Annotated in this window: 12 protein-coding genes; 9 read left to right on the forward strand and 3 right to left on the reverse strand. The window is 63.7% G+C overall.

Going from position 1 to position 13,355, the window contains the following annotated elements:
- A partial coding sequence (locus ACTHN9_RS16880; RefSeq protein ID WP_440537923.1) for a methyl-accepting chemotaxis protein occupies positions 1-666 on the forward strand: 666 nt, incomplete at its 5' end.
- Between the two features lie 100 nt (positions 667-766).
- On the opposite strand, the gene ACTHN9_RS16885 is transcribed toward ACTHN9_RS16880, so the two are convergent.
- Positions 767-1,093 (reverse strand): hypothetical protein, encoded by a 327-nt coding sequence (locus ACTHN9_RS16885; protein ID WP_440537924.1) that lies wholly within the window; start codon positions 1,091-1,093, stop codon positions 767-769.
- 262 nt (positions 1,094-1,355) lie between these two features.
- Here ACTHN9_RS16885 and ACTHN9_RS16890 point away from each other — a divergent pair, with 262 nt between their 5' ends.
- The 5 genes from ACTHN9_RS16890 (at position 1,356) to ACTHN9_RS16910 (ending at position 6,949) form a co-directional block, all read left to right on the forward strand.
- Positions 1,356-3,101, forward strand: coding sequence for a peptidoglycan D,D-transpeptidase FtsI family protein (locus tag ACTHN9_RS16890; RefSeq protein WP_440537925.1), 1,746 nt, complete (start codon positions 1,356-1,358; stop codon positions 3,099-3,101).
- A gap of 265 nt (positions 3,102-3,366) precedes the next feature.
- Positions 3,367-4,455 (forward strand): pyruvate dehydrogenase (acetyl-transferring) E1 component subunit alpha, encoded by a 1,089-nt coding sequence (pdhA, locus tag ACTHN9_RS16895; RefSeq protein WP_440537926.1) that lies wholly within the window; start codon positions 3,367-3,369, stop codon positions 4,453-4,455.
- Entirely contained in the window at positions 4,448-5,431 is a 984-nt protein-coding gene (locus ACTHN9_RS16900; protein ID WP_440537927.1) for an alpha-ketoacid dehydrogenase subunit beta, read from the forward strand. Before pdhA ends, ACTHN9_RS16900 begins: the two co-directional genes overlap by 8 nt.
- The gene (locus ACTHN9_RS16905; RefSeq protein ID WP_440537928.1) at positions 5,428-6,549 is read left to right on the forward strand and encodes a dihydrolipoamide acetyltransferase family protein; all 1,122 of its coding nucleotides are present in this window, start codon (positions 5,428-5,430) and stop codon (positions 6,547-6,549) included. Before ACTHN9_RS16900 ends, ACTHN9_RS16905 begins: the two co-directional genes overlap by 4 nt.
- A gap of 244 nt (positions 6,550-6,793) precedes the next feature.
- Positions 6,794-6,949: a DUF3309 family protein gene (locus tag ACTHN9_RS16910; protein ID WP_440537929.1), complete on the forward strand. Its 156-nt coding sequence runs from the start codon at positions 6,794-6,796 to the stop codon at positions 6,947-6,949.
- A 295-nt stretch (positions 6,950-7,244) separates the two neighbouring features.
- Here ACTHN9_RS16910 and ACTHN9_RS16915 read toward each other — a convergent pair whose 3' ends face one another.
- Complete coding sequence (locus ACTHN9_RS16915) at positions 7,245-7,955, reverse strand: MgtC/SapB family protein (RefSeq protein ID WP_440537934.1); 711 nt, start codon at positions 7,953-7,955, stop codon at positions 7,245-7,247.
- 181 nt (positions 7,956-8,136) lie between these two features.
- On the opposite strand from ACTHN9_RS16915, the gene ACTHN9_RS16920 reads away from it, so the two are divergent.
- Entirely contained in the window at positions 8,137-8,676 is a 540-nt protein-coding gene (locus ACTHN9_RS16920; protein ID WP_440537930.1) for a DUF4142 domain-containing protein, read from the forward strand.
- A 90-nt stretch (positions 8,677-8,766) separates the two neighbouring features.
- Here ACTHN9_RS16920 and ACTHN9_RS16925 read toward each other — a convergent pair whose 3' ends face one another.
- Positions 8,767-10,068, reverse strand: coding sequence for a UDP-N-acetylglucosamine 1-carboxyvinyltransferase (locus ACTHN9_RS16925; RefSeq protein WP_440537931.1), 1,302 nt, complete (start codon positions 10,066-10,068; stop codon positions 8,767-8,769).
- A gap of 321 nt (positions 10,069-10,389) precedes the next feature.
- On the opposite strand from ACTHN9_RS16925, the gene ACTHN9_RS16930 reads away from it, so the two are divergent.
- Together ACTHN9_RS16930 and ACTHN9_RS16935 are read left to right on the forward strand one after the other, a co-directional pair.
- On the forward strand, positions 10,390-11,985 hold the full coding sequence (locus tag ACTHN9_RS16930; RefSeq protein WP_440537932.1) for an amidase: 1,596 nt from the start codon (positions 10,390-10,392) through the stop codon (positions 11,983-11,985).
- 88 nt (positions 11,986-12,073) lie between these two features.
- Positions 12,074-12,712: an IMPACT family protein gene (locus ACTHN9_RS16935; protein ID WP_440537933.1), complete on the forward strand. Its 639-nt coding sequence runs from the start codon at positions 12,074-12,076 to the stop codon at positions 12,710-12,712.
- Positions 12,713-13,355: the final 643 nt, after the last annotated feature.

A 13,355-nucleotide genomic window follows, 5' to 3' on the forward strand; every position in this document is an offset into this window, starting at 1 on the left:
GCGGCCGCGCTCGTTCAGACGGCGTCGAGCATGGACGAAATGACGACGAACGTGAAGATGAACGCCGACAGCGCGTCGCAAGCCGCGAAGCTCGCCGAACAAGCCGCCGATGTCGCCACGCGCGGCAGCAGCGTCGTGGACGACGTCGTGCGCACGATGACCGAGATCACGTCAAGTTCGCAAAAGATCGGCGACATCATCGGCGTGATCGACGGGATCGCATTCCAGACGAACATCCTCGCGCTGAACGCAGCCGTGGAAGCGGCACGCGCGGGCGAACAAGGACGCGGCTTCGCCGTCGTCGCCTCGGAAGTGCGTAGCCTGGCACAACGCTCCGCTACCGCTGCGAAGGAAATCAAGGCATTGATCGAAACGTCGACGAACACCGTCGATCAAGGGGCCGCACTCGTGGCCAACGCGGGTTCGACGATGGGCGAAATCGTGCAGTCGGTGCGCCGCGTGAATGAAATCCTCGAAGAGATCAGCCACGCGTCGCGCGAGCAAAGCGCGGGCATCGAGCAAGTGAACCGCGCCGTGGGGGAAATGGATAAGGTGACGCAGCAAAATGCGGCGCTTGTCGAACAGGCCGCGGCCGCCGCGCAATCGCTGAAGGATCAGGCAGGCGTGCTGCGAGAGGCGATCTCGGGGTTCTCGTTGCCGGCCTAAGAGGGCGCGGGCTTAACTTCGATGCAGTACGATCGGCTCCGGCGTTCGGTCGGCCATGCGGCGATGCAGCTTCCGCGTGGCCGACCGACGCTGGGCGGTGTCAGTGGAGAAATTTCAGTAGACCCACGATCAAACCCGTCATCGCGAGCATCGTGCCGATGTGCCACTTGATGAGGTCCGTCTTAAATTCCGCGAGCTTGGTCGACATCTCGGCCAGCTTGGTCGACATCTCGGCCAGCTTCGTCGACATCCCGGCCAGCTTCGTCGTCACATCGCCGTCCAGCGCGGCGATGTCCTGTTTCGTAGCGATCTGATTGTCGACGATCTCGCGCAGCGCGTGCGCCTGCCCCTTCGCCTGCTCGGCCGTAAAGCCGGCCGCTTCGAGCCGTTCCGCATAAGCCAGGGTGTCGAATACAACTGCTGTCATGGGTAGTCGAGAAAGGTCGTTGATTCGCGTCATCATAGCCTACCCGTCTTATCTCGAAATCGATCAGCCAAAGGCGCGATCCGTTGCCATTCTAGTTCACCGCTGAACGAGGCGCATAGGGCACCCAAATCGGCCGGGTTCCCTCTCGCGACGGGAAGGCCAGCGTGCCTCGTGCAACTTTCGCTTTCGACTTGTCATTACGATTTCATTACAATGCATTCGGTCTCCATGCTGCCGCCTTTTCGGTTGGCCTCCGCGTTCCATGACCCCACCGAAGCCGAACCGCACCACCCCCTATTCGTCCCGTTCGCTTGCAAACGACGAATTGATCGCGCCGCGCTGGCACGCGAAGCGTTCTGCCTGCGTCATGGCCGTCGTCACACTCGCATTCGTCGGGCTCGTCGCACGTGCCGGATGGGTTCAAATCGTCGAACATGACTTTCACGTCGCGCAAGGCGAGAAGCGGCATCGCCAAACGCTCGCACTCGACGCTCAACGCGGCCATATCGTCGATCGACACGGTGCCTTGCTCGCCGTCAGCCTCGCCACCTACGAAATATGGGGCGAGCCCGACCGTATCGAACCTGCCGCTGTCGAACCGCTCGCCAAACACCTCGCGCTTTCATCCGCACAATTGCAAGCGCGCCTCGCATCCGCACGCACCCGCGTCTTGCTCAAACGGCACGTCGACGCCCAAACGGCTGGCCGCATTGCCGATCTTGGCCTGCGCGGGATCGCGCAGATCCCGTCGTCCAAACGCTTCTATCCCGAAGGGGAATCGGCGGCACACGTCGTGGGTTTGACCGATATCGACGATGTCGGGCAAGAAGGTGTGGAATTGGCCGCGAACGCCGTGCTGGCCGGCGAACCTGGAGAGCGCGACGTCATCCGCGATCGGCTCGGGCGCGTCGTGTCCGATCTGCGTCCGCTTGTGCCTGCGCATCATGGAAGAACCATTCGATTGACGATCGACCGGCGCATCCAGCAACTCGCCTTCGCTCAACTGAAAGCCGCGCTCGAACGCCATCAAGCGCAGGCGGGAAGCGTCGTGGTGCTCGATGCGAACACGGGCGAAATCCTCGCACTGGCCAACGCCCCCTCGTTCGACCCGAATGCCCGCGCGGACCTCACGCCTAAGACGATGCGCAATCGCGCGGCCGTCGATACCTTCGAACCGGGCTCCACGATCAAACCGCTGGCGATCGCCACCGCGCTCGACAGCGGCAAGCTCACTGCCGATACGCTCATCGATACGGCACCGGGTTGGTACCGCATTGGGCCGAACACGATCCACGACACGTCCAACCACGGCACCGTCAGCGTGGCCGAGGCGCTCGCCACGTCCAGCAACATCGCACTCGCGAAAATTTCCCTGATGCTCCCGCCCGAAACCTTATGGACGGCGTATCGCCAATACGGCCTTGGGCTCGCCCCGCCGTTGCCGTTTCCCGGCGTCGCAGCGGGAAAGCTCAGACCATGGCAGCGTTGGCGCCCCGTCGAACAAGCGACGATGGCCTACGGCTATGGGTTGTCGACGTCGCTCCTGCAAATGGCTCAAGCCTATACAGCGCTCGCCGGCGACGGCACGCTGCGGCCCGTCGCCCTGATTGCGAGCGACGGCAACGACGCATCGTCATTTCCCAGCCCCCCTTCGATTCGTGTGACGACCGAATCGAGCGCGGCCACGCTGCGTTCGATGCTGGAAGCGGCCACGCACACAGGCGGCACCGGCCGCGCGGCGCACGTCGAAGGCTATCGCGTCGGCGGCAAGACGGGCACCGCGTGGAAGCACGCCGGAAAGGGGTACGCCAAGAACAAATACCGCTCGCTGTTCGTCGGCATCGCGCCGATCGACGCCCCGCGTCTCGTCGTCGCCGTCATGATCGACGAGCCGACGAAGCGCTCGTACTACGGCGGTACGGTGGCGGGGCCCGTATTTTCGGCGGTCGCCGGCGGCGCGCTGCAATTGCTCGGCGTCCCGCCTAGCCCGCCGGCGCCCGAAGCCTAAGCCTTCGCGTTCCGATCCGGTCCCCAAAGAACCGCTCGCGCTTTGCGCCCCGGTGCCTACAATCCATTGAGCGTGCGGCGCTCCATTCGAATCCCGGCGCAGCGTTGGCGCGATCCCGCAGACGCATTCACGAGCGGCGCCGACGCATGTGCCGCCGCCCGCGCTGGGCGAGCGCCGAACCTTGTTTTCGGAAACAAACGTACTAACGTTTGAAGAAGAACAACGGTAGCGCCCGGGCGCGGGACGCGCATCGAGGACATCGATCATGACCACGGTCGCCAGCTTTCAAATCGAGTACACCCAGTTTCTCGACGCTGACGGCATCCCTACGCAGCCTCTACCCGACTTCGCCAACGACCCGGAAGCCTTATCGGCGTTTTATCGCGCGATGGTGCTGACCCGCGCGTTCGACAATAAAGCCGTTGCGCTGCAGCGCACCGGCAAGCTCGGCACGTTCGCCTCGAGTGTGGGGCAAGAGGCAATCGGCGTAGGCCTCGCCTCGGCGATGCGCCCCGAAGACGCACTCTTTCCCTCCTATCGCGATCATGCGGCGCAACTGCTGCGCGGCGTCACGATGACGGAAAGCTTGCTGTACTGGGGCGGAGACGAGCGCGGGAGCGCCTTTAGCGCCGCACCGCACGATTTTCCCAATTGCGTCCCGATCGGCACGCAGGTTGCCCACGCAGCCGGCGCCGCCTATGCGTTCCGTCTTCGTGCCGAACCGCGCGTGGCCGTGGCCATCGTCGGCGACGGCGGCACATCGAAGGGCGATGTCTATGAAGCGATGAATATGGCCGGCGTTTGGCAGGCACCGCTCGTCATCGTCGTCAACGACAATCAATGGGCCATCTCGGTGCCGCGCACCAAACAAACGGCCGCTCGAACGCTCGCGCAAAAAGCGATCGCAGCCGGCATCGAAGGGCGGCAAGTGGACGGCAACGACGTGATCGCCGTCCATGCGGCAGCCAAGGACGCACTCGCCAAGGCGCGGCGCGGCGACGGCCCCACGCTGATCGAAGCGTTGAGCTACCGTCTAGGCGACCATACGACGGCCGACGATGCAACGCGTTATCGCGATCCCGAACTCGTGGCGCAAGCGTGGCGCGCGGAACCGATCGTGCGCTTGCGAAAATATTTGATCGCCCTTGATGCATGGGATAAAACGCGCGAGGACCAACTCAATCAGGACTGCCAACGAACTGTCGAGGCGGCCGTTCAAGCGTATCTCGGCGTCGCCCCGCCCGATGTCGGCGCCATGTTCGATCATCTTTATGCGGCGCTGCCGCACGCGTTGAAAGAACAACGGGAAACGGCGCAGTACTTCGCCAGTGCGTCGGAGCGCGAACATGGCTGACATCGCGCTAGTGGAAGCGGTGAACCTTGCGCTCGCCCATGCGCTCGAGCACGATCCCGCCGTGGTCCTGCTAGGCGAAGATATCGGCGCGAACGGAGGCGTATTCCGCGCGACGCTCGGTCTCCAGGCGCGATTCGGCGAACAACGCGTGCTCGATACGCCCCTTGCCGAAGCCGGCATCGCGGGCACTGCCATCGGCATGGCGGCGATGGGGCTGCATCCGGTCGCCGAAATTCAATTCACCGGCTTCATCTACCCTATCGTCGATCAGGTGCTCAACCATGCTTCCCGCTTGCGCCATCGGACGCGCGGCCGCTTGAGCTGCCCGCTCGTCATTCGCTCGCCCTGCGGCGCCGGCATTCACGCGCCCGAGCATCATTCGGAAAGTCCCGAAGCGCTGTTCGCTCATATTCCGGGGCTGCGCGTCGTCATGCCCTCTTCGCCGGCGCGCGCCTACGGGCTGTTGCTGGCGGCGATCCGCGATCCCGATCCGGTGATCTTTCTCGAACCTACCCGCTTGTACCGGCTTTTCAAACAACGTGTCGAAGACGATGGCGAGGCGCTGCCGCTCGACACGTGCTTTACGTTGCGCGAAGGCACCGACGTCACGCTCGTTTCGTGGGGTGCCATGCTTCAAGAAGTGCTTAGGGCTGCCGATGAATTGGCTGCGCAAGGCATTGCCGCCGAAGTCATCGATGTCGCAACCCTCAAACCGCTCGACATCGACACGATCTTGGCGTCCGTTGCCAAGACCGGCCGTTGCGTCATCGTGCACGAAGCGCCGCGTACTTGCGGCCTCGGCGCCGAGATCGCGGCCGCGATCGCCGAGCGCGGACTGTATTCGCTACTCGCGCCGATCGAGCGCGTGACCGGGTTTGACGTCGTCGTCCCGCTATTTCGGCTAGAAGCGCAGTACATGCCGAGCGTCGCGCGCATCGTGGGCGCCGTGCGAAAAACGCTCGAGGCGTCCACATGAACATCTTCAAGCTCCCCGATCTCGGCGAAGGGCTGCAAGAGGCCGAAATCGTCGAATGGCATGTCAAGGCCGGCGATGAGGTTCACACCGATCAGCCGCTCGTCTCCGTGGAAACGGCGAAGGCGATCGTCGACATTCCTTCGCCGCAAACAGGACGGATCGCCAAGCTATACGGCAGCAAAGGCGACATCGTGCATCTAGGAGCGGCGCTGGTCGGCTTCGAGGGCGAAGGCGGTGCGGCCGATACCGGCACCGTGGTCGGGCGCGTGGAAGCGAGCGAGCGCGTGGTGCGCGAAGCCGCCCCGAGCTTTGCCTCGCCCACTGGCGCACGCGTCGGCACCATGGCCGTGAAGGCGACACCGGCCGTGCGCGCGCTGGCCCGAAAACTGGACCTCGATTTGACGCTGGTGATGCCGACGGGCCCCGACGGCGTCGTCACCTCCACCGACGTGGAGCGCACTGCCAAGCTGCTCGCGGAGCTGGGGCCGCCCGAACCGTTGCGCGGCGTTCGCCGCGCGATGGCGCAGAACATGGCGCAAGCGCAAAGCGAAGTGGCGGCGGCGACGGTCATCGACGATGCGGATATCGATGCCTGGAAGCCGGGCGCGGACGTGACGATTCGATTGATTCGTGCCCTGGTAGCAGGGTGCCGGGCCCAACCCGGGCTCAATGCGTGGTTCGACGGGCGCACCGCACGGCGACGGGTGCTGGCGAAGATCGATGTCGGTATCGCCGTGGATCTGCCCGACGGCCTATTCGTCCCAGTTTTGCGCGACGTGGCCCATCGCGATGCGGCCGATTTGCGCGCGGGCTTGGACCGGATGCGCGCGGATATCAAGGCCCGCAAGATCCCGCCCGAGGAAATGCGCGGCAATACGATCACGCTGTCGAATTTCGGCATGATCGCGGGCAAATACGCGGCGCCGATCGTCGTGCCGCCGACCGTGGCGATTCTTGGCGCCGGACGCGTGCATGACGCGGTTGTGGCGCGGGAAGGCAAGGCGCTCGTGCATGCGTTGTTGCCGCTGAGCTTGACCTTCGACCATCGCGTGGTGACGGGCGGCGAAGCCGCGCGATTCTTGGCGGCTGTCATCGAGAACCTGGAGGCGGCCGACTAGCGCGCGCCCGGCGCCGGTTCTTTTGCCAAGGGTTGCGCCTTCGCCCCCACGGCGCGATATGTCATCACGGCGTAGCCCGTTTGTAATGTCGACGAACGGGCGACTATTCCGGCTCGTGCATAAAACGTCCAAATCCTAGCGGCTAGCGGGTTTGCCCGGCCCTATCCCCTGCGGCATGGAAGTTGCGGTTCAGATCGCCAGCGGCTCGCGCCGCGCGTTTTCAACCATGTCAAGCGAGGGCGCCATGTTAGGCACGATCTTGCTCATTATCCTCATCCTGCTTTTGATCGGGTCATTTCCCGCCTGGCCGTATAGCCGCAGTTGGGGTTACGGACCAACCGGCGGGCTCGGTCTCATCGTCGTCATCGTCGTCATTCTCGTCGTGCTCGGGCGGATATAGCCTAAGGCGGGCTCGGCCCCGCCGAGCCGTCGCCGCACGGCGAACGCATCGACCTGCGGATCTACCGCCCCCCTTTGGACCCTCACCGCGCGCGACGAAACGCGCGCGGGTGCCTCGCTCCAAGGAGCCTGAGATGCGATTCGTTGCACTCGAACGAAAGCCGGGCGAAGACACGGGCAGCGGTCGAACGCCGCTATACCCAGTCGGAAAATCCGTCGCTATCGCCTTTGAGAACGCCGTAAGCGCGGCAAAACGTTCGGGGTACGGCGCGAGGCCGAAGGGCGCGCGTTCACGATCAATCGATCATGGCCCATTGAACGCATTGCGCGCCGCTTTCGAGGCCAGCCCCTTTCAACTGCTGAGCGACACCGTGGGCATCGAATTGCTCCTTCCAATGCACGAAGTAGCGCGATTCGCACGTTCCGTCCGATGGTTGCAAAAGTGCGCCGCGAGGCTCGAGCGTGCAGCCGAGCTTCGCCAACTGTTCGGCCAATCGGCGCGGACAATCCGAATCGATCGCGTAGCGGACCGTCAGCGAAGCCGCCTTGCGGCGCTCGAGCCGGTGCTCGACGAAACGCAATCCCCATAACACCGCGAGGCCGATCACGCTTCCCACGCCGCCGAGCCCGTATTGCCCGCCGCCGAAACACAGGCCGACAACGGTCACGAACCAGAGCAGCGCGGCTGTCGTCACACCGCTGATCATGCCGTCCTTGCGAAAAACCGCGCCGGCACCGATGAAGCCCATCCCCGTCAGGATGCCGAGCGGCAGACGCATGAGGTCGAGAACGGCAAAGCTGCTCGGTCCTTTGCCCGTTTGTTCGAGCAGCGCGTTCACTTGCAGCATAGCGACGCAGGCCGCGAGGCAGACGAGGATCGTGGTGCGCAATCCGGCCGCCTTGCCCGATTCGCTGCGATCGAATCCGAACGCGGCGCCGGCAACGAGCGCGCATGCTAGGCGTGCGCACGCGGAGGGCCAGTCGAGGGTCAGCGGCATTGTCTCCATGTCAGCCACGCTATTTGATCGATCGCGATAAACGACGCGCGAGCAAAGCCCGCGCCCGAATGCTTGCAGCCAGCGCTGGGTACGCCGTTTGCGGCGCAGCAAACACGGACGCGTCACGCTCTGACCGGCGCGCATCGTTGCCTCTTTCAACACTGTGCTTTTTTATCATTCAGGAGCCCCAATGAAGCGAACCGTTCTAGCCTTGGCCTGCTGCGCGTTGCTGCTCCCGGTCGGTATCGCCGAAGCCCAAACGCAAGCCGCGTCCACCACGGCGGCCAATCCGCTGCCGGAGCCCGACCGCGCCTTCGTGCAAGCGGCGTCGATGTCGTCGTCGACGGAAATCGATGCGGCCAAACTCGCCCAGAAGAATTCGAACGATAAGAACGTGAAGTCGTTCGCCCATCACATGATGCTCGACCATACGAAGTTGACGGTCGAATTGAAGGCGGCAGCGCCGCATGGGGTTCAGGTGCCCAAAGACAATTCCGATACGAGCGTGCTAGGTGAATTGAAGCCGCTGAAGGGTAAGGAATTCGACGATGCCTATGTCGCGAAGATCGGGCTCAAGGGCCACGAAGATGCGATCGCCGCGTTCAAGAAGGAAATATCCGACGGCCAGAACGCGGACCTGAAAAAGCTCGCGCAAAAGGGCTTGCCCGTGATCGAGCATCACTACGCGATGGCCCAGCAGCTGGCGAAGAAAGCAGGCGTGCAGCAATAAACGCGGCCGCGCGGCAGGGGCGACGAAGCGCATGCCACCGCCCTTCGTCGCCCCGGCAATCGGCGCGCGCGGTGGCGAACAGCCCGCGACTCAATCGCCCGCAGTCCACTCCACGTTCGCGCCGACCGAGCGCAGGTTTTCGACGAAACGCGGATGGGCGCGCCGGATCGGTAGCGCGTTCGTGATGACGGAGCGCCCCTCGATGCTCGATGCCACCATGAGCAAGGCGATCGCGACACGAATGATATAGGGGCTCTCGACCTTCGCTGGGCTCAGCGGGATGCCGCCGAACGTGATGAGCCGATGCGGGTCGGACAAGAACACATGAGCCCCGAACTTCGACAGCTCGACCGACCATCCCATCGCCCCGTCGTACACCTTGTTCCAGAACATGGCGCTGCCTTCGGCCCGCACACCGAGTGCGATGAAGATCGGCAGCAAATCGACGGGCAAATACGGCCAGGGCGCCGCCTCGATTTTCGTCAAGATATTCGGCGTGAAGGGCCGGCGCACGCGCAGCGGGCCGTCGCGCATCGCCCGCGACCAGCCGTCGCGGTGAACCAGGTCGACACCGAATTTCGCAAACGTACGGTCGATCAACGGAAATTGTTCGGGCGCGCTGTTCTTGACGACGATGTCGCCGCCCGTGATCGCGCCCAGCGCCAGGAACGTCGCGATTTCATGGAAGTCTTCGCTGAAACGGAATTCGCCGCCGCCTAGCCGGTGTCCGCCTTCCACGGCCAACCGCGAGGTGCCGATCCCTTCGACGGGCACGCCGAGCATCGCGATAAACCGGCAAAACTCCTGGACGTGCGGTTCCGAGGCTGCGTTGACGAGCGTGGAGGTGCCCGTTGCGCATGCGGCGCATAGAACGAAATTTTCGGTGGTGGTAACCGACGCGTAATCGAGCCAATGATCGTTCGCGGCCATGCGCGTCTCGGCACGCACGATCAGCGAATCGGAGGTGCGCTCGATGTGCGCACCGAAACGCTCGAATACCTCGACGTGCGGGTCGATCTCGCGTACGCCGAGCGTGCAACCCTTGACGTCGTTTTCGAGCCGCGCCACGCCGAACCGCGCCAGTAGCGGCGGCACGAGCATGATCGACGAACGCATCTCCTCCGGCAGCCGATGCTTGGCCGGATCGAACGTCGTGGCGTGGTGGTGCAGATCGAGGATGCCGGTCGAGAAATCCATCGACACGTCGCTGCCGAGCGCACGGAAGATATCGAGGATTTTCTTGACGTCGGTGATATCGGGCACGCCGACTAGCCGCAGCGGCTGGTCGGTCAACAACGTGGCGCACAGAATCGGCAGCACGGCGTTCTTGTTGGCGGACGGCACGATTTCCCCGCGAAGCGGGAGGCCGCCATGGACGATCAGATCGGACATATTCGGGGTAAAACAGATGATAAATGGGGCGTGGCGGAGAAACGCAGGCGCATATGATGCCATCGTCCGGCCACGGATGGACGGCAATCTTGCCGAAGGAATCCGCAATTGCCAATTTCGCTTTCCGCATTCGATAATCGCACACCGTGCAGGGGCTTTCGTCAGATGTCGGCGCGTCGGTTCACGATACGCGCGGATTCGAGCCATGGGCACCGCGAATAGTTCCGGCAGCTTGAAGGATCGCGTCCGTTCCGTCATGGGCCGATTCGGATCGCGCCGCGGTTGTCCGGTGACAACAATTCATTTAAAACAGGCCGTTCCATGAAACGTCGCCGCTTTTTTGCCTCCATCGGCTGGCTGGCCGCCGCTTCGTCCGCTACCAGGACGTGGGCCGCCAGCGCTGCAGCCCGGCCGAGGCCCCATCTAGAAGCAACGCCGGCAAGCTTGCCCCTGGCCGATACGGGGGCGATCGATTCGACCGCCGCGTTGCACGCCGCGCTGGCCCGCATCGAGGCAATCGACCGCCACGGCCCGCGTTTGAATAGCCTGATCGAATTGAACCCCGACGCTCCAGCGATCGCCCGCTCGCTCGACAAGGAGCGAGTCGCCGGCAACGAGCGTGGCGCGCTGCACGGCGCACTGATCGTGATCAAAGACAACATCGCGACGGGCGACCGCATGTCGACCAGTGCGGGCTCCCTTGCACTCGACGGCGTGCGTGCCGCACGCGACGCCCATTTGATCGGACGTCTGCGCGATGCGGGTGCCGTTATCGTCGGCAAGGCGAACTTGAGCGAGTGGGCGAACATTCGCTCGACACGCGCGACGAGCGGATGGAGCGGACGCGGCGGGCTGACACGCAACCCCTATGGGCTCGATCGGAACACGAGCGGATCGAGTTCCGGCTCGGCGGCCGCTGTCGCCGCCGGCCTCGTACCGATGGCGGTGGGGACGGAAACGGACGGCTCGATCGTCTCGCCATCGTCGATCAACGGCGTGGTCGGCCTCAAGCCGACGGTGGGACGGGTGAGTCGCGACGGGATCGTTCCGATTTCGCACACGCAAGATACGGCCGGGCCGATCGCACGAACGGTGCGCGACGCCGCGCGTTTGCTCGCGGCCATGGCTGGCTCCGATCCGCGCGATCCCGCTACGCTCGGCGCACCGCCGCCGGACGACTACCTCGGGGCGCTTCGTCCGGACGCATTGCGCGGTGCGCGCCTTGGGGTAGCCCGTGCCTTTTTCACGGGCCACGATGAAATCGACCAACAGATCGAAAGCGCGCTAGCGCAGTTGATCGTACTCGGCGCGGAGCTCGTCGATCCGATCGACTTGCCGAAGGTCGATTACGGCGACGCAGAGCAAGCCGTCTTGCTGCACGAATTCAAACACGGTCTGTCGCGGTGGTTGGCCGAATTCGCGCCGCACGCGCCGGTGCGCACGCTCGCGGATCTGATCGCCTTCAACGAAGCGCACCGCGAGAAGGAGATGCCATTCTTTGGGCAGGAACTGTTCGTGCAAGCGCAGGCGCTCGGCGATCTGGACAGCGACGCCTATCGGCGTGCGCTCGACGTTTGCCGTCTGGGCGCACGAGACAATGGGCTCGACCGCGTACTGCGCGAACATCGGCTGGACGCGATCGTCGCCCCCACGGGCGGGACCGCCTGGCTCACCGATTTCATCAACGGCGACAGCGCCGGCGACGGCTTCTCCTCTCCGGCCGCGGTGGCCGGCTACCCGCATCTGACGGTGCCTTCGGGATTCGTGCGTGGACTGCCGATTGGGCTGTCGTTCGTCGGGGCGCCTTGGAGCGAAGCCCGGCTGCTTGGCTTCGGGTACGCGTTCGAACAGGCGACCGAGTGGCGTCGCGCGCCTCGGTTCATTGCATCGACGAGCGTGCCGCAAATGCGAACCTGAGCGATCAATGCTTTCGCATCAAGCACTTACATAGGCTATGAGCAGGTTATTCACAAGTTTGCCAACATAAACTGGGGATAAGTTAGTTTTGCCCACCTTCACGCTCGCCGGCCCCGTTTCGGCCGAATTGGAAATTCGCAAGAGCCGCTTCATCGCGCATGCCATCCCCGTCGCCGATCGCGACGCAGCCATGCAGGCGCTGCGTTCGCTGCGCGAAGCGCACCCCAGCGCGACGCATGTTTGCTGGGCATTGCTCGCGGGCGGCCAGTCGGGGATGTCCGACGACGGCGAGCCCTCGGGCACGGCGGGACGCCCGATCCTCGAAGTGCTGCGCCACCACGACTTGGACGGCGTATTGGCCGCGGTCGTGCGGTACTACGGCGGTGTCAAACTCGGCGCGGGCGGGCTGGTGCGCGCCTATACCGATGCCATTGCGACCGCGCTTCAACAGGCGCAACGCGTCGAGCGAATCGCGCAGGCCCAATTGACGATAGAAATCGACTACCCCGACGAAGCGCGCGTGCGACGCTGGATCGAACAGGAAGGGGCCGAATTGGTCGATAGTGGATACGAGCTTACCGTTCGGCTCGTGCTGCGCATGCCTGCAACGAAATGCGACACCGCCCGCGTGGCGTTGCGCGATTTAACCCAAGGACGCGCGCGCTTTGTCGATGATGACGACGATGGCGGTGACCGTACGGGGCATCGTTGCGCAGCACGTCCGTAATCGCTCGTCGCCGCGGAGCTAGCTGGCTTGGACCGCAAGATGGTCGTCCGGGCTGGATACACGCTCGCTCACACGATGCGCTGCCTGGGCTCATTCGGCAGACATTCTTTCAATTTCATTACCATCATTCCGCCAACGTGGCGTCCTGGGCTGAATGGCGCCACCCGGGGACGATGCCTGCTTGCGCGACAAGGCGCGCCCGCTTGGATTCCCGCAAACGCTTCGGCAGGCGGCGATCGAACGAATTGACCGTGAAAACGCGCTCCTTTCATCCAATTGGATTGACGCTGGCGGGTCTACACTGCTTTCCATGGAGCGAGACACCGGCTCCATCCACGAAGCCCTCGCGAAGCAACGTGGTGTGAAAAGGTTTCAAGCTGTAGCTGAATGGCAGTCGTAGGAATTCCTCAGCACTCAGGGTAATCGCTGAAGGGTTTCAAAACCGGGGTTCGGGCAGTGCGTTGTTGCAGTTCGAAGCACCTAGCAGTTCGAAGCACCTAGCAGTTCGAAGCACCTAGCAGTTCGAAGCACCTAGCAGTTCGAAGCACCTAGCAGTTCGAAGCATCTAGCAGTTCGAAGCATCTAGCAGTTCGAAGCATCTAGCAGTTCGAAGCATCTAGCAGTTCGAAGCATCTAGCAGTTC

The sequence above is a fragment of the Trinickia sp. genome, assembly GCF_051953405.1.
Classification (GTDB): Bacteria; Pseudomonadota; Gammaproteobacteria; order Burkholderiales; family Burkholderiaceae; genus Trinickia.